This is a genomic window from Pseudomonas lactis (assembly GCF_001439845.1).
Classification (GTDB): Bacteria; Pseudomonadota; Gammaproteobacteria; order Pseudomonadales; family Pseudomonadaceae; genus Aquipseudomonas; species Aquipseudomonas lactis.
This window is the reverse complement of sequence record NZ_JYLO01000002.1, coordinates 375,475-396,837: the sequence shown is the minus strand read 5'-3', so window position 1 is coordinate 396,837 and position 21,363 is coordinate 375,475. Positions and strand designations below refer to the sequence as shown.

The window sequence follows — 21,363 nt, the reverse complement described above, 5'->3', positions numbered from 1 at the left end:
GCGGAACTACAGGGCCGGGCTACGCTCTATCCCCATCAGGAAGGGACGAGTACGGGAACCTGCACATGCCTCATTGGCTGATTATTGACCTTGAAGCCACAACGGATGACGGCGGCTGGCCCGTGACAGAGATGGAAGTCATCGAGATCGGCGCCAGCCTGGTCAACCGCCAGGGCCGCGAACTGGACCACTTCCAGCGCTTTGTGCGGCCCTTGCGGCGGCCCTTGCTGACGCCCTTTTGCCGCAAACTCACCCATATCACCCAGGCCAATATCGACATGGCCGCGCCGATCACCGAGGTGTGGCCGCTGTTCGAGCGCTGGCTGGGCCAACATCAGCCACGCCTGGAAGGCTGGGCCAGTTGGGGGGATTATGACCGCGTGCAGCTTGAGCTGGAGTGGCAGCGCCATGGCCTCGCCAGCGCCCTGGGCGACACCCCGCATGTGAACCTCAAGCAACGCTTTGCCAAGGCCCGGCGCCTGGACAAACCGCTGGGGCTCAATGGTGCGCTGCAATTGGCGGGGATGCAGTTCCATGGCCAGCAGCATCGCGCCCTGGAGGATGCCCGCAATACCGCGCGCCTGCTGCCCTTGATTTTGCCGGTCTAGGCAGCGCTTGCAGCCTTGGGCATACTGGCCAGCCATTTTCCTGCTGCTCTGTAGGAGCGAGCTTGCTCGCGAAGATCGCCGACGATAACGCAGCGCCTCTGGTTAAACGCAGTGTTCTCAGGTTTTTCGCGAGCAAGCTCGCGCCTACAGTGGTTGGCGTAAGCCTTGACCTTTTTCCGAGGATTCACCCATGTTCAAAGTCAACGAGTACTTCGACGGCACCGTCAAGTCGATCGCTTTCGGCACCGCAGAAGGGCCAGCGACCATCGGCGTGATGGCTCCGGGTGAATACGAATTCGGCACCGCCCAACGCGAAATCATGCACGTGGTCTCCGGCGCCCTGACCGTGAAGCTGCCTGAGAGCAGCGACTGGGAAACGTTCGCCGCCGGCAGCCAGTTCCACGTCCCGGCCAACAGCAAGTTCCAGTTGAAGGTCGCGGTGGACACCGCTTACCTGTGTGAATACCGCGGCTAAGGCACTACCCGACACACAAAAAAGCCCGTCTCCCACGAGACGGGCTTTTTTATTCCAACACCGTTACCGGCATGCCGACTTCCAGGCGCCCAATGCCATCGTTGACCAGGTTCTGGCCGAACATCGCGCCCTTTTCGGTCTTGCGGTAGGTTTCCAGCGTCGCAAAGGGCTCGCGGTCGGGGCTGCGCTCACCGGTCTGGGGGTCGATGGTGGTGAGGATGCACCGCGAGCACGGCTTGACCACCCGAAACTCCACGTCGCCAATGCGCACGCGCTTCCAGCCATCTTCGGCGAAGGCCTCGGCGCCTTCGATCACCAGGTTGGGACGAAAACGCAGCATCTCCATCGGGCGGCCGATCTTCGTACACAGGTCGTCGAGGGAGCCCTGGCCGATCAACAGCAACGGGTAGCCGTCAGCGAAGCCGACCTTGTCGTCATCCTTGCCATACCCGGCTTCGGTGGTGCGCGCACGTTCCAGGGGCAGTTGCACCAGGCGCGTCGGCTTGCCAATGAACTCGCTGACCCAGGCTGCGGCCGCATCGCCAGCATCCGGCACACGCAGGGTGTCACGCCAGATGGTCACACCGCGCAGTTCGCTGGCGCTGCCAGGCATTGCCACGTCCAGCGGCGCGTAGCCCGGCGAACTCAGAGTCAGGCCCCCGCTGCTGTTCCACAACGCGATGAGCTGGCTCATCTTCGCCACCGCCCGTTGCGTCAGGAACCGCCCGCTGGCTTCATCCACCAGCATCCAGCGTCGATCCCCGTCCAACCCGAGTTTATCCAGGCCAATCTGCTGCAAGGCTTGGGCCTTGCCGGACTTCAAGGGGTAACGGTACAACGCGCTGAGACGCAGCATGGGCCTGCCTTCCTAGGAAACAAAGTGTCATCCTAAAGTCAGGCGGGCATTTCGTCCAACATCAGTCGCTGGCGCACCACGTCCACCAGCTTGTCCGGCTGGAATTTGGAGAGGAAATTGTCGCAGCCGACCTTCTTGACCATGGAGTCGTTGAAGCTGCCCGACAGCGAGGTGTGCATCACCACGTACAGACCGCGCAGACGTGGGTCGTTGCGGATCTCGGTTGTGAGGCGGTAGCCATCCATCTCGGGCATTTCAGCGTCGGTAAAGATCATCAGCAGTTTGTCGGTCATGACCTGGCCGCTGTCGGCCCAGGCCTTGAGCATGTTCAGTGCCTTGAGGCCGTCGCTGGCAATGTGCATCTTCACGCCCAACTGGCCCAGGGTGTCACGCAACTGCGACAAGGCCACGTTGGAGTCATCCACCAGTAGCACTTCACGGCCACGGGCACGCTCCAGCACCGGGTCTTCAAGTTTGTCCCGGGAGACCTTGGCGTTGTAGGGCACGATCTCGGCGAGGACTTTTTCCACGTCGATGATTTCCACCAGTTGCTCATCGACCTTGCTGATGGCGGTGAGGTAGTGCTGGCGACCGGCGCTGGTCGGCGGCGGCAGGATGGCTTCCCAGTTCATGTTGACGATGCGGTCGACGCCACCCACCAGGAACGCCTGCACCGAGCGATTATATTCGGTGACGATAATGGTGCTGTTGGGGCCCGGCACCAAAGGGCGCATGCCGATGGCCTGGGACAGGTCGATCACCGGCAGGGTCTGGCCACGCAGGTTGACCACCCCGCACACGAACGGGTGGCGCTGGGGCATCAGGGTCAGCTTGGGCAGTTGCAGGACTTCCTGCACCTTGAACACGTTGATCGCGAACAACTGCCGTCCGAAGAGGCGGAACATGAGAATTTCCAGGCGATTCTCACCCACCAATTGCGTGCGTTGATCTACCGTGTCGAGAATGCCGGCCATTAAAAACTCCTGGTGTACACGCCGCAGGCGCGTTGAAAGGGTGTGCAGCTGTATAAGCACGTTATCGGCGGCAAGCGCCGGACCTTGACCCCAATAAAATGCCATGCAAACCCATTGATGTCACACTGACATCATGCTTTACTGCTTGGGCCCTTGAGCCTCTTTCAAGCCCCCCTTGCGCGACAGTCGAATTGACGTGCAGTTCCACGACATAGGGGATTCCCCTATGCGCAATCAGGCCCAACCTGATATTCGCGATATCTAATAGCCATTAATGTGACGCCATTCTCATTGCATGAATGGAGTCAGGCTTTTGTTTGCCATCCCCAGCCCTTGGCCCACGGGCCTTTCAGGCACTCACGTACCGGCAACTGAAGTCGTGTCATCCCGCACAACCGGGGCTACATACGACTTTCGTGAGCATTTCACTAAATGTCCTACTGGAATATCAGAATCGACCTACAAGTCCGAGCCGTATTTCAGCGCTAGTTTTACGCCATTCACCCGGTGCGACATCTCATCACCCGACCTTACGTTGCGGAGACCTGCATGATGAACGACGGTAACGAGTGGCAACTTGCACTTCCCGAGTTCCTGCACGAGGCTGAAAAGCTGCTGATCAGGTCAGAAGAGTGCTTGAACCACCTGCATTTGATTCGAAACGACAGTGACGCTATCGACTGCATGAAAGCCAGCCTGAACAAGCTCGCCGAGAGCGCAGACTGCCTTGCATTGCAGGCCATTAGCGAGTTTTCCCGGCAGATTCAATACTTGATTGCCAATGCCGTGAGCCCGGTGCAATTGCATGACCAGGCGCTGGATGCCTTGCATGACTGCTTGACGCTACTGGCCTGGCAACTGGAACTGATCGATATCCGTACTGGCAAGCTTAGTCTGGATGAAGAAGAGCAATCATCGTTGATTGAGGCGGTCAGCTTGCAGATCCCGCAAAAAGCCCACCAATACACTGCGCAGCATGATCGGCGCGCCCAATAAATATCAATTAGCTATCAATGCAATAACGATACAAACCAACTTCATTAATACAACTTTCCATTTTGAACTCTGGGGTGCCCGCCCAGAGTACTCGCGTGGGTCATAACCCAATCAGACGACCAACGCTAATAGGGGTGTTACTATGCGCCCCCGAAGTGATTTAACTTCAACAGGCTTAAAAACGATTTGGCAGCGCACTCCAAACAGAGCCCGGTCAACCGGCCTCCCCGCAGTGAACCCTCATTGGCTCCATCCGCTATGTACGCCAGTTTCAAGTCACTTATCGTCAGGTCCTTGTCCCGCAGCCACGCGTGCCACCTTGCCCTTTCGCTGTGCCTGTGCTCGTTGTTGGCCAGCCTGTGGGCCTATCTGATGGGCGCGCCGCTGCCATTGCTGATCGTGCTGCTCAACCTCGCCACGCTGATGGTGGTGGGCCTGCAACAGTGGCGCTCGCGCAGAGCTATCAAGTTCGAGCCCCAGGAACTGGCCGCCCGCCTGCTGCAAGTTCAGGAGAACGAACGTCACCGGCTCAGCCGCGAACTGCATGATGACATCGGCCAGTTACTGACAGCCGCCAAGCTGCAAAGTGAATGGCTGCAGCGCCGCCTGCCCCAGGATCTGCAAGACCATTGCTCGGTGCTGTGCAATACCCTCAATGAAACCCTGGCCAAGGTACGTGACGTATCCGCCATCCTCAACCCGCGCCAACTGACCAGCCTGGGCCTGGAAGCCAGCCTGCGCGCGCACCTGCTCAAGGCCCTGGAAAACACCCAGGTGTGCTGGAGCCTGGAGTGCCACCAACGGCTCACCGGCATCCCCGAAGAAATGGCCGTGGCGGCCTTTCGCGTCACTCAGGAAGCGGTGACCAACATGCTTCGCCATGCAAAGGCGCGCAACCTGCTGGTGCGTCTGCAACGCCTGCCTGAAGGCTTGTCGCTGATGATCTGCGATGACGGCCAGGGGTTCTTGCCTGCCCTCGATCCGGGCCGGGAAGGCCAACGGGGCATGGCCGGTATGTGCGAACGAACACACCAGCTGGGAGGCTCCTTTTCCGTCAGCAGCGAGCCCGGCAAAGGTACACGCATCAACGCACTTTTCCCTTGGGCGCCCCGCGCTCTCGAACGGGCTAGCGCCCCTAAGGTTCTCGAGTGACCTGCAATTTACTCCTGGTAGACGACCACGCACTGATTCGCGCCGGCGTGCGCGCGCTGATTCTGGATATTCCCGACTACAGCGTCATCGGCGAAGCCAGCGATGGCGCGCAATTGCTGGAGCAATACAGTGCCTTGCAGCCGGATATCGTGCTGCTCGACCTGTCGATGAAGCACACCGGCGGGCTGAATGCCTTGCAGCAACTCAAGCGTTTTTACCCCACGTGCAAGGTACTGATTCTGTCGATGCACACCGAGCCGGACCTTATCATGCGCGCACTGGAGTCCGGCGCCCACGGCTACCTGCTCAAGGACACCACCGCCAATGAGCTGGAACACGCCCTGCTGGCCCTGCGCAACAACGAACGCTACCTGAGCCCCGCCATCGCCCACACAGTGATCAACCAGGCGCTGATCCGTAGCCAGGTCCCCAACGCGCCTGTCGCCCACAGCCACAACCTGACGGCGCGGCAACTGGAGATTTTGCGCTTGATCGTGCGCGGTAAATCCACCCGGGAAATTGCCCACGGTCTGGGCCTGAGTATCAAGACCGTCGAAGCCCACCGCTCGCAGATCATGAAGCGCTTGCAGATTTTTGACGTGGCGGGCCTGGTGTTATTTGCCGTGCGTGAGCAGATCATCAGCCTGGACGACTAACGGCGAGCCCAGCGGCAAGTGCACGCGCAGGGCCTTGGGCAGTGCCTCGAAATGCAGGTCGTCGCCTTCCAGCGGCTCACCGTCGAGGTTGATGTACAAGCCCTGCGCCACCTTGATCTTCACCCACGGCAGGCGTGCGCGCACAAACATGGTGTCCAGGCCCCAGCCGTTGTTCATCAACTCACGCAGCGTGCCAACCACTTCCTGGGGCGCCGGCAGAATGCTGACATCCAGCAGCCCGTCATCAGCCAATGCACCGGGGCACAACACATGCCCGCCACCGGCCTGGCGACCGTTACCGATGCCCAGCGCGAGCAACTCGCCTTTCCAATGGAAATCCGGGCCTTCCAATTCACCGTAGGCGGCTTTCAATTCACTGAAGCGGGATAAACCGGTGAACAGGTAAGCGGCACCGCCCAATACCTTCTTCAAATCTTCGGAGGTATTGGCCGTGACCTGGCTGCCAAAACCACCGGTGGCCATATTCAGGAAGATTTGCCCACCCACCTGGCCAAGGTCGATGGCCCTGGGCTGCACGTCCAGCAAGGCCAACGCACCAGCCGGCTCCAACGGCACGCCGGCCGCCTTGGCGAAATCATTGGCGGTGCCCAGGGGCATCAGCACCAGGCTGGCATCAGTGTTGGCATGGGCCATGGCTTCAGCCACATCGCGCAAGGTGCCGTCGCCACCGCCGGCAATGATGTGGGTGTAGCCCGCGGCCAAGGCTTCATTGACCAGGCGCTGAGCATCGCCGCCCTCCCACGTCACCCGCACGGCCAACTCCCCACCCTGCTCCCGCCGCGCCAGCACGGCAGCGCGCACATCCTCGTTGAGGGCTTGTTTGCCGTGAAGGATCAACAGGGCTTTGGGGGCGGTCATTTGAGGGTATCTCCTGGGTCTAGGTGCTTGAAGGATGTTGACCTTTGAGGAACAGGAAAAGTCTGTGGGCTGAAGAAAATTGATTGAAGTACACAGATCAAAATTGTGGGAGCTGGCTTGCCTGCGATGGCGGCAGCTCAATCGACAAACATCTCAAATCTGCCACCCAACGGTAACCACGATGCGAAGCGAGCCGCTCTTGATCTTGATCTGCTTTTGATCTCAGGCCGCCTTCGCGAGCAAGCCCGCACACAGTTGGATTGTGGGGTATCAGGTAGATAGATGTCGGCTGGTAGGCCGTCATCGCAGGCAAGCCAGCTCCCACAGTTGGATTGTGGGGTGTCAGGTAGATATGGGGCGGCTGGCAGGCCGTCATCGCAAGCCAGCTCCCACAGTTGGATCGCTGCGGCGGCCAGGCCGCGCCGAGAATCAGCTCTTGTGCAACTTGCTCATCAACTGCGCCTCAGCCTGGGTCAACCCACACGACTGGGTCAGCTCATCCACCGTCGCCCCCATGCCAACCAGCTTGGCCGCCTGGGCAAACGACAGGTTCGACGGATCACGCTGCTCCAACTGCACCAACCTGTCCGGCAACGGCGCAAGCATCGCACGCAGTTCATGCACCTCATCCCCCACCCGCACCGCACTTTGCTGGTAATGATCAACGCGCTTGACCAGTTCCAGAATGCGCCGGTCACGCACCGCATCGCGCTCGGCCTGTTGCAAGGCCAACTCCCGCTGCTGGCGCACATAGCGCAGCACAAACGCCAAGGTCCCGGCCCATAACAGGGCCAGGACAATCACCGCTGCCTCAAGGAACAATCAGATGCTCTCCAGTTCCGACCACTCTTCTTCGCTCATCATCTTGTCCAGCTCAACCAGAATCAGCAGTTCGCCGTTCTTGTTGCACACGCCCTGGATGAACTTGGCCGACTCTTCGTTACCGACGTTCGGTGCGGTTTCCACTTCCGATTGGCGCAGGTAAACCACCTCGGCCACGCTGTCGACCAGGATGCCGACCACTTGCTTGTCGGCCTCGATGATCACGATACGGGTGTTGTCGCTGACTTCAACCGTGTCCAGGCCGAAACGCTGGCGGGTGTCGATCACCGTCACCACGTTGCCGCGCAGGTTGATGATGCCCAGCACGTAGCTTGGCGCGCCTGGAACCGGGGCGATCTCGGTGTAGCGCAGCACTTCCTGCACGCGCATCACGTTAATGCCGTAGGTTTCGTTGTCCAGCTTGAAGGTCACCCATTGCAGGATCGGATCATCCAAACCTTGTGCGGACGCTGACTTGTTCATTCATCTGACCCCTTCAAATGCCGCTATCGACGGCGTGTGTGCAAGTGGGCCGCGCAACCGCACGGCCCTTATTGTTCAATCAACTGCGTTTGTTCTGTGGCATCGCCTTCACCGCACCGCTGGCGATCAACTCGGCCAGTTCGGCGACATCCAGCAACGCGCACATGTGTTCGATCACAGTGCCCGCCAACCACGGCCGCTGGCCACGGTGGCTGCGCCATTTGATTTCATTGGGGTCCAGGCGCAACGAGCGGCTGACTTGATGCACTGCCAGCCCCCACTCGTAGCCCTGCACCGAGATCACGTATTGCAGGCCCTGGCGAAAATCATCGCGGTAGCGGTCGGGCATCACCCAGCGCGCCGTGTCCAGCACCTTGAGGTTGCCGGCCTGGCTGGGCAGGATGCCGAGGAACCACTCTGGCTGCCCGAACAACGGCGTCAGCTCCTGGCCTTCCAGGGAATAGATCGAGCCCAGGCACACCAACGGCACCGCCAGGGTCAACCCGGCGACGTCGAACAGCAGGCACTCGAACGGCTCGGCAGCCCACGAAGGGCGACCGTCGCCCGTCACCGGTGGCGGCGTGATGCTGGGCGGCAGGTGCACGTCCACCAGCGGTTCGACCACCGGGGGCGCCACCACTGCCGGAGCGCTCGGCACCACGACGGGCGCCTCCACCCCCTTCGCATCCCGCGCCTGCTCTTCCATCACTGCCTGCTGGAATTCATCCAGCGGGCTGTCGGGCTCAACAGCAGGCTCAAGCACCAGAATCGGTTCTGGCAGTTCCTCGGCCGTCGCGTCCTGCAGCAAGGCATCCAGGTAGGATTCCAGTGCGAGTTGCGGCCGGGTCTTGAATTCGACAGGACGGTTCATCACGCCACCTGCGCCACAAGTTGTTGCGACAGCAGGTGCTTGAGCAACGCACGGTAGGCCAGCACGCCACGGCTCTTGCCGTCGAACTGCGACGGTGTGAGCCCGGCACGGCTGGCGTCACGCAGGCGCGTGTCCACCGGGATGTAGCCGTTCCAGATGGTGTCCGGGTAGGCATCGCGCAACACGCGCAAGGTACCGAGGGACGCCTGAGTGCGACGGTCGAACAAGGTCGGCACGATGCTGAACGGCAGCGCCTGCTTGCGCGAACGGTTGATCATCGCCAGGGTGCTGACCATACGCTCCAGGCCCTTGACCGCCAGGTGCTCGGTCTGCACCGGGATCACCAATTGCTGGCTGGCCGCCAACGCGTTGACCATCAGCACGCCGAGCAACGGCGGGCTGTCAATGATCGCGTAATCGAAGTCCTGCCAAAGCTGCGCCAGGGTCTTGGCGATCACCAGGCCCAGGCCGCTCTGGCCTGGCGACTGGCGCTCCAGCGTGGCCAGGGCGGTGCTCGACGGCAGCAGGGAAATGCTTTCGTTGCTGGTGGGCAACAGCAGTTGCCCAGGCAGATCCGCCGGCACGCTGCCCTTGTGCAAAAACAGGTCATAGCAACTATGTTCCAGCGCATCCGGGTCGTAGCCGAAATAGCTGGTCATGGAACCGTGGGGGTCCAGGTCGACCACGAACACACGCTTGCCCGCTTCGGCCAGCAAACCGGCCAAGGCGATGGAAGTGGTGGTCTTGCCGACTCCACCCTTTTGATTGGCAACTGCCCAGACTCTCATTCGGTTGGTTCCTCCCGGCGGGCACAGGCGCGACCGAGACATTGCATACGGTTATTGAGCCGGCGACGGAGAATTGACGTTACTCGGTCGGACCGGCGGCTTGACAACGGGCGGTGCAGTTTGTGTGCCAGCACGCTTCAACGCCGCATCCGGGGTGGCATTGGCGGTGCCGGTTCCGGTCAGGCTGCGACGCACATCCAGGTTGCGCGAGACCACCAGCACCACCCGGCGGTTACGGGCGCGGCCTTCGACCGTGGCGTTATTGGCCACCGGCTGGAATTCACCATAGCCCACCGACGCCAGGCGCTGGGGGTTCACGCCCTGCATGGCCAACATGCGCACGATGCTCGACGCACGGGCCGAGGACAGTTCCCAGTTGGTCGGATACTGCGCAGTGCTGATAGGGAAATTGTCGGTGAAGCCTTCCACGTGGATCGGGTTTTCAAACGGTTTGAGGATTGCCGCGACCTTGTCGATGATGGTGAATGCCTGGTCACTGGGCAACGCATCGGCACTGGCGAACAACAGGCTGGAGTTCAATTCGATCTCCACCCACAGCTCATTGCCGCGCACGGTCATCTGGTTGGAACTGATCAAGTCGCCAAAGGCAGCACTGATATCGTCGGCGATGCTTTTGAGCGGGTCGCTGGTGCCTTGGATGCCGGCGGCGGTTTCATCACTGTCATTGACCAGAGGCTTGGCCGGGGTCACGGTCTTGGGCCGCTCTTCGCCGATGGGGATCGGCTTGAGCGCCCGCTCGGAATCGTTGAATACACCCACCAGCGCCTGGGAAATGATCTTGTACTTGCCTTCGTTGATCGACGAGATCGAGTACATCACCACAAAAAACGCGAACAGCAAGGTGATGAAGTCCGCGTAGGACACCAGCCAGCGCTCATGATTGACGTGTTCTTCAGGCTCGCGACGGCGACGGCTCACAGACACTCCCCCCCACACACCCACCCCACTGTAGGAGCGAGCTTGCTCGCGAAGATCGTTAACGAAAACGCGGGCATCCTGAATGCACGCGGCGCTCTCGGGTTCTTCGCGAGCAAGCTCGCTCCTACGGGGGTACGGGTGCTCATGTGCATCAATCCATGAAGCCCTGAAGCTTCAATTCGATGGAGCGCGGGTTTTCGCCCTCGGCAATCGACAGGATGCCTTCGAGCAGCATTTCGCGATAACGCGACTGGCGCATGGCAATCGACTTGAGCTTGCTGGCCACCGGCAGCAACACCAGGTTGGCACTGGCCACGCCGTAGATGGTCGCGACAAATGCCACGGCAATACCGCTGCCCAGTTGCGAGGGGTCGGCCAGGTTGCCCATCACGTGGATCAGGCCCATCACCGCACCGATAATGCCGATGGTCGGCGCGTAGCCGCCCATGCTTTCAAAGACTTTGGCCGCATTGATGTCACGGCTTTCCTGGGTGTAGAAATCCACTTCGAGGATGCTGCGGATCGCTTCCGGTTCGGCACCATCGACCAACAGTTGCAGGCCCTTGCGCGCGTAGCTGTCAGGCTCGGCATCCGCCACGCCTTCCAGGCCCAGCAGGCCTTCCTTGCGGGCGGTGAGGCTCCAATTGACCACGCGGTCGATGCCGCCTGCCAGGTCGACCCGTGGCGGAAAAATGATCCACACCAGAATCTGCATGGCACGCTTGAACGAGCTCAGGGGCGACTGCAACAACGCCGCACCCACGGTACCACCGATCACGATCAGGGCTGCCGGGCCGTTGGCCAAGGCGCCGAGGTGGCCGCCTTCCAGGTAGTTGCCACCAATGATGGCGACAAACGCCATGGTGATGCCGATCAGGCTCAAGACATCCATCAGAGGCAGGCCTCCACCAGGTGCTTGCCGATGTCGTCCAGACTGTAGACCGCATCGGCCAGGTCAGCCTTGACGATGGCCATGGGCATGCCATAGATCACGCAACTGGCCTCATCCTGGGCCCAGATGGCGCTGCCGCCCTGCTTGAGCAGGCGCGCACCTTCACGGCCATCGGCGCCCATGCCGGTGAGCACCACCGCCAGAACTTTGTCGCCGTAGGACTTGGCTGCCGAACCGAAGGTGATGTCCACGCACGGCTTGTAGTTCAAGCGCTCATCGCCCGGCAGGATTTTGATCGCGCCACGCCCGTCCACCATCATCTGCTTGCCGCCCGGCGCAAGCAGTGCCAGGCCAGGGCGCAGGATGTCTCCATCCTCGGCTTCCTTGACGGTGATGCGGCACAGCTTGTCCAGGCGCTCGGCGAACGCCTTGGTGAACGCCGCCGGCATGTGTTGTACCAGCACAATCGGCGCCGGAAAGTTGGCCGGCAGTTGGGTCAGCACCCGCTGCAAGGCCACCGGGCCACCGGTGGAGGTGCCGATGGCGACCAGCTTGTAAGCCTTGCGCTTGGGTGCCGGCGAATGCGCACTCGGCGCTGCGGCGGCACGTACCGGCGCGACCGCAGGTCGGGCCACGGGCGCAGGCGCCGGGCGCGCAAACGATGAGCTGGGCGCCGCTGCGGCGGGCGCAGGCGTAGGGGCTGGCGCGGGTGTGCTGAACAGGCTGCGACGGTTACTGCGGGAAATGCTGTGCACCTTCTCGCACAGCATCTGCTTGACCTTGTCGGGGTTGCGCGAGATGTCTTCGAAATTCTTCGGCAAAAAATCCACCGCGCCGGCGTCCAAGGCGTCGAGGGTCACCCGCGCGCCTTCGTGAGTCAGCGAGGAAAACATCAATACCGGTGTGGGGCAGCGTTGCATGATGTGGCGCACGGCCGTGATGCCATCCATCATCGGCATCTCGTAGTCCATGGTGATCACGTCCGGCTTCAAGGCAATGGCTTGATCGATCGCCTCTTTGCCGTTAGTGGCCGTGCCGACCACCTGGATCGTTGGATCAGCGGAAAGAATTTCCGAGACGCGGCGGCGGAAGAAACCCGAATCGTCCACCACCAGGACCTTGACTGCCATAAACACTCCGTTAGGCGGGGCGGGCATGACCGCCCTGCCCCACCAGAATCAAATACGCCGTGCGGCGTAACGCTTGAGCATGCTCGGAACATCGAGAATCAGTGCGATGCGACCGTCACCGGTAATGGTTGCGCCCGACATGCCTGGGGTGCCCTGCAGCATCTTGCCCAAAGGCTTGATCACCACTTCTTCCTGGCCCACCAGTTGGTCGACCACAAAGCCGATGCGCTGGGTGCCCACGGACAGAATTACCACATGGCCTTCGCGCTGTTCTTCATGGGCAGCCGAGGCCACCAGCCAACGCTTGAGGTAGAACAGCGGCAACGCTTTGTCGCGCACGATCACCACTTCCTGGCCGTCCACCACGTTGGTGCGCGACAGGTCGAGGTGGAAGATCTCGTTGACGTTGACCAGCGGGAAGGCGAACGCCTGGTTGCCCAGCATCACCATCAGGGTCGGCATGATCGCGAGAGTCAACGGCACCTTGATGACGATCTTGGAGCCCTGGCCCTTGGTCGAGTAGATATTGATCGAGCCGTTGAGCTGGCTAATCTTGGTCTTCACCACGTCCATGCCCACGCCACGCCCGGACACGTCGGAGATCTCGGTCTTGGTCGAAAACCCCGGGGCGAAGATCAGGTTGTAGCACTCGGTGTCGGTCAGGCGGTCGGCGGCGTCCTTGTCCATCACACCGCGCTTGACCGCGATATTGCGCAAGATGGTCGGGTCCATGCCTTTGCCGTCATCGGTGATCGACAGCAGGATGTGGTCGCCCTCTTGCTCCGCCGCCAAAATCACTTTGCCATTGCGGGACTTGCCGGCGGCTTCGCGTTCTTCCGGGGTTTCTACGCCGTGGTCGACCGCGTTGCGCACCAAGTGGACCAGCGGGTCGGCCAGGGCCTCGACAAGGTTTTTGTCGAGGTCGGTTTCTTCGCCCACCAGTTCCAGGTTGATTTCTTTCTTGAGCTGGCGCGCCAGGTCGCGAACCAGGCGTGGGAAACGGCCGAAGACTTTCTTGATCGGCTGCATCCGCGTTTTCATCACCGCGGTTTGCAGGTCGGCGGTGACAACGTCAAGGTTCGACACGGCCTTCTGCATGGCTTCGTCGCCGCTGTTCAGGCCCAGGCGCACCAGACGGTTACGCACCAGCACCAGTTCGCCCACCATGTTCATGATGTCGTCCAGGCGCGCGGTATCCACACGCACGGTGGTTTCGGCTTCGCTGGCGGGCTTTTCCGCAACAGCCGGCGCCGCTGCACGCGCAGGGGCGCCGGCGGGTGCTGGCTTGGCAGCCGGCGCAGGTTTGGCAGCAACCGGTGCCGCAGTAGCAGCGGCTGGCGCTGCAACCGGGGCGGCAGCGGCCGGGGCCACTTCGCTGAACTTGCCTTTGCCGTGCAACTCGTCGAGCAGGGCTTCGAATTCGTGGTCGGAGATCAACCCGTCACCGGCCGGTGCGGTACTGGCCGCTGGCGCAGCGGCGGCGGCAGTCGCTGCAACCTCGGGCAGGGCTTCGGCCACAAAGGTGCCTTTGCCATGCAGTTGGTCGAGCAGTGCCTCGAATTCGTCGTCGGTAATGTCGGTGCTGGCGTTGGCAGCGGGTGCTTCTGGCGCTGCCGCAGGCGGTGCCACGGCATCTGCTGCGAACTGGCCTTTGCCGTGCAACTGGTCGAGCAACGACTCGAACTCAGCGTCGGTAATGTCTTCACTGCTCGGCGTCGCGGCAGGCTGCACCGGCGATTCAGCTTCGGCCTTGACCGCGCTGAGGGAGTTGAGTAGTTGTTCGAACTCGCTGTCGGTCACGTCCGGCTCGGCTTGCGCCACCGGCTCCGGCGCGGCCTCGACCACCGGCGCAGCCGCGGTGTCGGCAGGTTCGGCCAGGCGCGCCAGGGCGGCCAGCAGTTCCGGTGTGGCGGCGGTGATAGGCGCACGTTCACGCACCTGGCTGAACATGCCGTTGACCGCATCCAGTGCTTCGAGAATCACGTCCATCAGTTCCGAGTCGACGTGACGCTCACCCTTGCGCAGGATGTCGAACACGTTCTCGGCGATGTGACAGCACTCCACCAGCTCATGGAGCTGGAGGAAGCCGGCGCCCCCTTTTACAGTGTGAAAACCGCGAAAAATTGCATTGAGCAGGTTCGCATCATCCGGTCGGCTTTCCAGCTCGACCAGTTGTTCGGACAGTTGCTCTAGAATTTCGCCGGCCTCTACAAGGAAATCCTGAAGGATTTCTTCATCGGCGCCGAAGCTCATGTGGGTGCTCCTTAGAAGCCTAAACTGGATAACAGGTCATCTACGTCATCCTGACCTGACACAACGTCTTCACGTTTATCGGCATGAATCTGCGGACCTTCACCCTTGGCGAGATGTTTTTGTGGATCTTTTTCCGAGAGGATCGCTTCGCGGTCATGTTCGATGCCGGCAAAACGATCGACCTGGCCGGCCATCAGCACCAATTTGAGCAAGTTGCTTTCCACTTCGGTGACCAACTGGGTCACGCGCTTGATCACCTGGCCGGTAAGGTCCTGGTAATCCTGGGCCAGCAGGATGTCGTTGAGGTTGCTGGCCACCGTGCGGTTTTCCTGTTCGCTGCGCGACAAGAACCCGTCGACGCGACGCGCCAATTCACGAAACTCTTCAGCACCGACTTCGCGGCGCATGAAGCGGCCCCAGTCCTGGCTCAAGGCCTGGGCTTCGGTGGCCATGCCATTGACCAGGGGCGTGGCGTTTTCCACCAGGTCCATGGTGCGGTTGGCCGCCGCCTCAGTCAGCCTGACCACATAGGACAGGCGCTCAGTGGCATCGGTGATCTGGGAAATTTCTTCGGCCTGGGGCATGCGCGGGTCAATCTGGAAATTGACGATTGCGCTGTGCAGCTCGCGTGTGAGCTTGCCCACTTCCTGGTACAGGCCGCGGTCACGGGTCTGGTTAAGCTCATGGATCAACTGCACCGCATCGGCGAACTGGCCTTTTTCCAGGCTGTCGACCAACTGGTGAGCATGTTTTTTCAGGGTCGACTCAAAGTCGCCCTGTGACGTTTCGTTATGCTCCATAGCTCCCCCGCGATGGCATTAGCCGTGGATGCGTTCGAAGATTTTCTCGATCTTCTCTTTCAAGGCCAGTGCCGTGAATGGCTTGACCACGTAACCGTTGACCCCGGCTTGGGCGGCTTCGATGATCTGTTCGCGCTTGGCTTCGGCGGTCACCATCAGCACAGGCAGGCTGCGCAGTTTTTCATCGGCGCGCACATGGCGCAGCAGGTCGATACCGGTCATGCCCGGCATGTTCCAGTCGGTTACCAGAAAGTCGATGCTCCCGCTGTTGAGGATCGGAATGGCCGTCAGGCCGTCATCCGCCTCGACCGTGTTGGTGAACCCAAGGTCACGCAACAGGTTTTTAATGATCCGCCGCATCGTTGAGAAGTCATCAACGATGAGGATTTTCATGTTCTTGTCCAATTCGACCTCCAAGCAGTCTTAAACGCGCCCAGCACCTGGACGCGCCATTTCAATCAACAGGCGTTACACAAAAAGGACTGCCCAGGGCACCACGGTACTCACCCGCAAAACCCTGCGGTTTCACGGTAGCGTCTGCAGTGTCCCCACACTGCCTGTCAGCGCGCGCGCCACTCGGCCAATCGCCCCCGCAAGCGGGCTGCGCACTGGCTATGCAACTGGCTGACACGCGATTCGCTGACCCCCAGGACCTCACCGATTTCCTTGAGATTCAGCTCTTCGTCGTAGTACAGCGCCAGCACCAGCCGCTCACGCTCCGGCAGATTGGCGATTGCATCGGCCAACGCGCCCTGGAAACGTTCGTCTTCCAGGTCGCGCGACGGCTCCGTATGCGCGCTCGCGCCGTCCTCGTGCAGCCCTTCGTGTTCGCCGTCCTGTAAAAGGTCGTCGAAACTGAACAGGCGGCTGCCCAAGGTATCGTTCAAAATCCCGTAGTAATCGTCGAGACTCAATTGGAGTTCGGCCGCAACTTCATGATCTTTAGCGTCACGACCGGTTTTTGCTTCAATTGCACGAATTGCATCACTGACCATGCGCGTATTGCGGTGTACCGAACGCGGCGCCCAATCGCCTTTACGGACTTCATCGAGCATCGCGCCACGGATACGGATACCCGCATACGTTTCGAAACTGGCACCCTTGCTGGCGTCGTATTTGGTCGACACTTCAAGCAAGCCGATCATGCCGGCCTGGATCAAGTCTTCGACCTGCACACTCGCGGGCAGGCGCGCCAACAGGTGATAGGCAATGCGCTTGACCAACGGCGCATAGCGCTCGATCAATTCGCCCTGGCTGTCACGTGCCGACTTTTTGTAAAGGTTGTAGCCGCTGGATGTCATAGCACCGGTCCTGCGCTCGTCTGATGCACCAAACGCTCGACGAAAAACTCCAGATGCCCCCGCGGGTTGGCGGGCAACGGCCAGGTATCGACCTTCTGGGCAATGGCCTTGAACGCCAGTGCACATTTCGAACGAGGGAACGCTTCATAGACCGCACGCTGCTTTTGCACGGCCTTGCGCACACACTCGTCATAGGGAACTGCGCCGACGTATTGTAAAGCCACATCGAGGAAGCGATCCGTGACCTTGGTCAACTTGGCGAACAGGTTGCGCCCTTCCTGCGGGCTCTGGGCCATGTTGGCCAGCACGCGAAAGCGGTTCATGCCGTAGTCACGGTTAAGCAGTTTGATCAGCGCGTAGGCATCGGTGATCGAGGTGGGTTCGTCGCACACCACCAGCAGCACTTCTTGCGCAGCGCGCACAAAGCTGACCACGGATTCGCCAATGCCGGCGGCGGTGTCGATCACCAGCACGTCGAGGTTGTCGCCGATGTCGCTGAACGCCTGGATCAACCCGGCATGCTGCGCGGGGCTCAGGTGCACCATGCTCTGGGTGCCCGAGGCCGCCGGCACGATGCGGATGCCTCCGGGGCCCTGGAGCAGCACATCGCGCAGCTCACAGCGGCCCTCGATTACATCGGCCAGGGTATGTTTGGGTGTCAGCCCCAGCAGAACGTCCACGTTCGCCAAACCCAGGTCAGCATCCAGCAGCATGACGCGACGGCCAAGCTCTGCCAGGGCCAGGGACAAATTCACTGACACGTTAGTTTTCCCGACGCCACCTTTGCCGCCGGTCACCGCGATCACCTGTACGGGATGCATGCTGCCCATTTTATTTCTTTACCTTGTCTTGCTTAGACGCAGGCTACATGGCTTGGCCGCGTGAATCGCTTGCAGACCATCGATGTAGGTACATTTCACGGTGTTCATCCTGCCTCAACCCACCCGTTTAGCCGGGTGGTGGTAAAGGTCGGCGAACATATCGGCCATCGCTTCCTCGCTAGGCTCGTCTTGCATTTGCACACTCACGGCACGGCTGACCAACTGATGACGGCGCGGCAGATGCAAATCATCCGGGATCCGCGGCCCGTCGGTGAGGTAGGCAACCGGTAATTCATGGCTGATGGCCAGGCTCAATACCTCGCCCAGGCTCGCGGTTTCGTCGAGCTTGGTGAGGATGCAACCGGCCAGGCCGCAACGCTTGTAACTGTGATAGGCAGCGGTAAGAACCTGTTTCTGGCTGGTGGTTGCAAGCACCAGGTAATTTTTCGATTTTATGCCACGGCCGGCCAGGCTTTCGAGTTGCATGCGCAGGGCCGGGTCGCTGGCTTGCAGGCCGGCGGTGTCGATCAGCACCACGCGCTTGCGCAGCAGCGGGTCGAGGGCATTGGCCAGGGACTGGCCCGGGTCGACATGAGTCACCGGCACGTTGAGGATGCGACCCAGGGTCTTGAGCTGCTCCTGGGCGCCGATGCGGTAACTGTCCATGCTCACCAGCGCGATATTCTGCGCGCCGTACTTGAGCACATAACGGGCAGCCAGCTTGGCCAGGGTGGTGGTCTTGCCCATGCCGGCGGGGCCGACCATGGCGATCACACCGCCCTCTTCCAGGGGTTCGATTTCCGGCGTGGCGATCATGCGCGCCAAGTGCGCCAGCAGCATGCGCCAGGCCTGGCGGGGCTCTTCGACTTCAGCGGTCAAGGCCAGCAGGTCGCGGGACAACGGGCCGGACAGGCCGATACGCTGCAGGCGACGCCACAGGTTGGCTTGCTGCGGCTTGCTGCCTTGCAGTTGGGTCCAGGCCAGCGAGCCCAGCTGCACTTCGAGCAATTCACGCAGGCCGTTGAGTTCAAAACGCATCGAGTCGATCACGCGCTGGTCAACTGCGGCAGCCGGGGCAGGCGCTGCAGGACGCGGCGGTTCGACAAAGGTGGGCTCAACCAGCGGCTCGGCGGCGGTCAGCGGCAGGCCGGCAAACAACTGGCGATTGGTGCTGGCATCGCTGTCGCCACGCATGCTCAGTTCAGCCTGGGCCGACACAATGCGCGAGGCGGTCTTGCGCAGCTCGTCTTCGAGTTCCATGTTCGGTACGCGCGGGGCCAGCGCCTGGGGTGTGTAATCCAGGGCAGCCGTCAGCTCGACACCGCCGGCAATCCGACGGTTACCGATAATCGCGGCATCGGCGCCCAGCTCATCGCGGACCAATTTCATGGCCTGACGCATATCGGCGGCGAAAAAACGCTTAACTTGCATAACCCACTACCTCAGCCATTGGGCCCAACTGTCGCGACGATAGTCACTTGCTTATTGTCAGGAATTTCCTGGTAAGCCAACACGTGCAAATTCGGTACAGCCAGGCGTCCAAACCGCGACAACATCGCGCGAACCGGGCCGGCCACCAGCAGGATCACCGGGTTGCCCTGCATTTCCTGGCGCTGTGCGGCGTCGATCAACGAACGCTGCAGCTTTTCAGCCATGCTTGGCTCCAGTAAAACGCCCTCTTCCTGGCCTTGCCCTGCCTTCTGAATACTATTGAGCAATATTTGTTCCAACCTGGGTTCCAAGGTGATCACAGGCAGCTCGGACTCAGTCCCTACAATGCTTTGCACGATTGCGCGGGACACGCCGACACGCACCGCCGCCACCAGAGCGGCAGTATCTTGACTCTTGGCGGCATTGTTGGCGATGGCCTCGGCAATGCTGCGAATGTCGCGCACGGGCACCTGTTCGGCCAACAGCGCTTGCAACACCTTGAGCAACTGCGACAGCGACAACACGCCCGGCACCAGTTCTTCGGCCAGTTTCGGCGACGATTTGGCCAGCAAGCCCATCAATTGCTGGACTTCCTCGTGACCGATCAACTCGTGGGAGTGCTTGTAGAGAATCTGGTTGAGGTGCGTGGCGACCACGGTGCTGGCATCCACCACGGTGTAACCCAAAGACTGCGCCTGGCTGCGCTGGCTCACTTCGATCCACACTGCTTCCAGGCCGAAAGCCGGATCTTTGGCGGTGATGCCGTTGAGCGTACCGAACACTTGCCCTGGGTTGATCGCCAGTTCGCGGTCTGGGTAGATCTCGGCTTCGGCCAGGATCACCCCCATCAGCGTCAGGCGATAGGCGCTGGGGGCCAGGTCGAGGTTGTCGCGAATATGCACGGTGGGCATCAGGAAGCCCAGGTCCTGCGACAGCTTCTTGCGCACGCCCTTGATTCGCGCCAGCAGTTGCCCGCCCTGGTTGCGGTCGACCAGTGGGATCAGGCGGTAGCCGACTTCCAGGCCGATCATGTCGATGGGCGTAACGTCATCCCAGCCCAGTTCCTTGGTTTCCTGGGCACGAGCCGGGGATGGCAGCAGATCCTGCTGACGGGCAATCTCCTGCTCGGCCTGGACCTTGACCTGGTTCTGCTTCTTCCAGAACAGGTACGCCGCGCCACCCGCCAGGGCCGCCATGCTCAGGAACGAGAAGTGCGGCATGCCCGGCACGATACCCATGATCGCCATAATGCCCGCCGCCACGGCCAGGGCCTTGGGCGAAGCGAACATCTGCCGGCTGATCTGCTTGCCCATGTCTTCGGAGCCCGAAGCACGGGTAACCATGATGGCCGCCGCTGTGGATAACAACAGTGATGGCAATTGCGCCACTAAACCGTCACCGATGGTCAGCAAGGCGTACACCTTGCCGGCATCACCGAAGGTCATGCCGTGCTGGAAGATACCGACCGCCATGCCGCCGATCAGGTTGATAAACAGAATCAACAGGCCAGCGATGGCGTCACCGCGCACAAATTTGCTGGCGCCGTCCATGGAGCCGTAGAACTCGGCTTCCTGAGCAACTTCGGCCCGGCGCGACTTGGCTTGGTTCTGGTCGATCAAGCCGGCGTTGAGGTCGGCGTCGATGGCCATCTGCTTGCCGGGCATGGCGTCGAGGGTAAACCGCGCGCTCACCTCGGAAATCCGCCCGGCGCCCTTGGTCACCACCACGAAGTTGATAATCATCAGGATCGCAAACACCACGATACCAACCACGTAGTTACCGCCGATCACCACCTCACCGAACGCCTGGATCACCTTACCGGCGGCCGCGTGGCCGTCCTGGCCGTGGAGCATCACCACCCGCGTGGAAGCCACGTTCAATGCCAGGCGCAACAGGGTCGCCACCAGCAGAATCGTCGGGAATACCGCAAAATCCAGCGGCCGCAGGGCGTACACGCACACCAGCAGGACTACGACGGACAGGGCAATGTTGAAGGTAAAGAACACGTCGAGCAGGAACGGCGGCATCGGCAACATCATCATTGCCAGCATCACCAGCAACAACAACGGCACACCCAGATTGCCCCGCGACAAGTCAGTCAGGGTGCCACGGGCCGTGTTGAGCATTTGAGAGCGATCTACCACCGGTATTCCTCGGGTCCTTGAAGCAAAGTTTTGACGCTGGAGGGCGACTTGGAGGCGGGGTTGCAAGAAGCCTTCCAACTTTGCTTTTGGAG

At 61.0% G+C, this 21,363-nt stretch carries 22 protein-coding genes; 5 read left to right on the top strand and 17 right to left on the bottom strand.

Translation table 11 applies throughout. The features are described from left to right. Nucleotides 1–65 precede the first annotated feature (65 nt). Entirely contained in the window at nt 66–608 is a 543-nt protein-coding gene (locus TX24_RS04725; RefSeq protein WP_003192881.1) for a 3'-5' exonuclease, read from the top strand. Nucleotides 609–798: 190 nt separating this feature from the next. Continuing rightward, a complete protein-coding gene (gene ppnP / locus TX24_RS04720; protein ID WP_003192883.1) occupies nt 799–1,083 on the top strand; it encodes a pyrimidine/purine nucleoside phosphorylase in 285 nt (94 codons plus the stop codon). Nucleotides 1,084–1,132: 49 nt separating this feature from the next. Here ppnP and TX24_RS04715 read toward each other — a convergent pair whose 3' ends face one another. Next, nucleotides 1,133–1,939 (bottom strand): MOSC domain-containing protein, encoded by an 807-nt coding sequence (locus TX24_RS04715; protein WP_003192885.1) that lies wholly within the window; start codon nt 1,937–1,939, stop codon nt 1,133–1,135. A gap of 38 nt (nt 1,940–1,977) precedes the next feature. Then, the gene (locus tag TX24_RS04710) at nt 1,978–2,913 is read right to left on the bottom strand and encodes a chemotaxis protein CheV (RefSeq protein ID WP_003192887.1); all 936 of its coding nucleotides are present in this window, start codon (nt 2,911–2,913) and stop codon (nt 1,978–1,980) included. Between the two features lie 549 nt (nt 2,914–3,462). Here TX24_RS04710 and TX24_RS04705 point away from each other — a divergent pair. The 3 genes from TX24_RS04705 (at nt 3,463) to TX24_RS04695 (ending at nt 5,717) form a co-directional block, all read left to right on the top strand. Continuing rightward, nucleotides 3,463–3,909, top strand: coding sequence for a hypothetical protein (locus tag TX24_RS04705; RefSeq protein WP_003192888.1), 447 nt, complete (start codon nt 3,463–3,465; stop codon nt 3,907–3,909). A 258-nt stretch (nt 3,910–4,167) separates the two neighbouring features. Then, nucleotides 4,168–5,061, top strand: a complete 894-nt coding sequence (locus tag TX24_RS04700) for a sensor histidine kinase (RefSeq protein WP_003192890.1) — start codon at nt 4,168–4,170, stop codon at nt 5,059–5,061. Continuing rightward, nucleotides 5,058–5,717, top strand: coding sequence for a response regulator transcription factor (locus TX24_RS04695; protein ID WP_057709790.1), 660 nt, complete (start codon nt 5,058–5,060; stop codon nt 5,715–5,717). The genes TX24_RS04700 and TX24_RS04695 overlap by 4 nt, the downstream gene beginning before the upstream one ends. Here the strand turns inward: TX24_RS04695 and yegS are convergent. From yegS to flhA, 15 genes are all read right to left on the bottom strand, one after another. Further along, nucleotides 5,676–6,596: a lipid kinase YegS gene (gene yegS, locus TX24_RS04690; RefSeq protein WP_034136104.1), complete on the bottom strand. Its 921-nt coding sequence runs from the start codon at nt 6,594–6,596 to the stop codon at nt 5,676–5,678. The genes TX24_RS04695 and yegS overlap by 42 nt on opposite strands. Nucleotides 6,597–7,025: 429 nt before the next feature. Then, a complete protein-coding gene (locus TX24_RS04685) occupies nt 7,026–7,418 on the bottom strand; it encodes a DUF2802 domain-containing protein (protein WP_003192894.1) in 393 nt (130 codons plus the stop codon). Beyond that, nucleotides 7,419–7,901 carry a chemotaxis protein CheW gene (locus TX24_RS04680; RefSeq protein ID WP_003192896.1) on the bottom strand — a complete coding sequence of 161 codons (483 nt, stop codon included), beginning with the start codon at nt 7,899–7,901 and terminating at the stop codon, nt 7,419–7,421. A 79-nt stretch (nt 7,902–7,980) separates the two neighbouring features. After that, the gene (locus tag TX24_RS04675) at nt 7,981–8,772 is read right to left on the bottom strand and encodes a CheW domain-containing protein (protein ID WP_003192897.1); all 792 of its coding nucleotides are present in this window, start codon (nt 8,770–8,772) and stop codon (nt 7,981–7,983) included. Further along, a complete protein-coding gene (locus TX24_RS04670) occupies nt 8,772–9,560 on the bottom strand; it encodes a ParA family protein (protein ID WP_057709789.1) in 789 nt (262 codons plus the stop codon). The genes TX24_RS04675 and TX24_RS04670 overlap by 1 nt, the downstream gene beginning before the upstream one ends. A 51-nt stretch (nt 9,561–9,611) precedes the next feature. Next, nucleotides 9,612–10,499: a flagellar motor protein MotD gene (motD, locus tag TX24_RS04665; protein ID WP_034136106.1), complete on the bottom strand. Its 888-nt coding sequence runs from the start codon at nt 10,497–10,499 to the stop codon at nt 9,612–9,614. 151 nt (nt 10,500–10,650) lie between these two features. Then, a complete protein-coding gene (locus tag TX24_RS04660) occupies nt 10,651–11,391 on the bottom strand; it encodes a flagellar motor protein (protein ID WP_003192902.1) in 741 nt (246 codons plus the stop codon). Continuing rightward, nucleotides 11,391–12,521, bottom strand: coding sequence for a protein-glutamate methylesterase/protein-glutamine glutaminase (locus TX24_RS04655; RefSeq protein ID WP_003192904.1), 1,131 nt, complete (start codon nt 12,519–12,521; stop codon nt 11,391–11,393). Before TX24_RS04655 ends, TX24_RS04660 begins: the two co-directional genes overlap by 1 nt. A gap of 48 nt (nt 12,522–12,569) precedes the next feature. Then, entirely contained in the window at nt 12,570–14,774 is a 2,205-nt protein-coding gene (locus TX24_RS04650; RefSeq protein WP_057709788.1) for a chemotaxis protein CheA, read from the bottom strand. A gap of 11 nt (nt 14,775–14,785) precedes the next feature. After that, a complete protein-coding gene (locus TX24_RS04645; protein WP_003192906.1) occupies nt 14,786–15,574 on the bottom strand; it encodes a protein phosphatase CheZ in 789 nt (262 codons plus the stop codon). An 18-nt stretch (nt 15,575–15,592) separates the two neighbouring features. Then, nucleotides 15,593–15,967 carry a chemotaxis response regulator CheY gene (locus tag TX24_RS04640; protein WP_003192908.1) on the bottom strand — a complete coding sequence of 125 codons (375 nt, stop codon included), beginning with the start codon at nt 15,965–15,967 and terminating at the stop codon, nt 15,593–15,595. A gap of 167 nt (nt 15,968–16,134) precedes the next feature. Beyond that, nucleotides 16,135–16,875, bottom strand: coding sequence for an RNA polymerase sigma factor FliA (gene fliA / locus TX24_RS04635; protein WP_003192909.1), 741 nt, complete (start codon nt 16,873–16,875; stop codon nt 16,135–16,137). Next, nucleotides 16,872–17,705 (bottom strand): flagellar synthesis regulator FleN, encoded by an 834-nt coding sequence (fleN, locus tag TX24_RS04630; protein WP_003192912.1) that lies wholly within the window; start codon nt 17,703–17,705, stop codon nt 16,872–16,874. Before fleN ends, fliA begins: the two co-directional genes overlap by 4 nt. 105 nt (nt 17,706–17,810) lie before the next feature. Then, nucleotides 17,811–19,127, bottom strand: a complete 1,317-nt coding sequence (flhF, locus tag TX24_RS04625) for a flagellar biosynthesis GTPase FlhF (RefSeq protein WP_003192914.1) — start codon at nt 19,125–19,127, stop codon at nt 17,811–17,813. A gap of 11 nt (nt 19,128–19,138) precedes the next feature. Next, complete coding sequence (gene flhA, locus TX24_RS04620; RefSeq protein ID WP_019818353.1) at nt 19,139–21,253, bottom strand: flagellar biosynthesis protein FlhA; 2,115 nt, start codon at nt 21,251–21,253, stop codon at nt 19,139–19,141. Between the last annotated feature and the right edge of the window lie 110 nt (nt 21,254–21,363).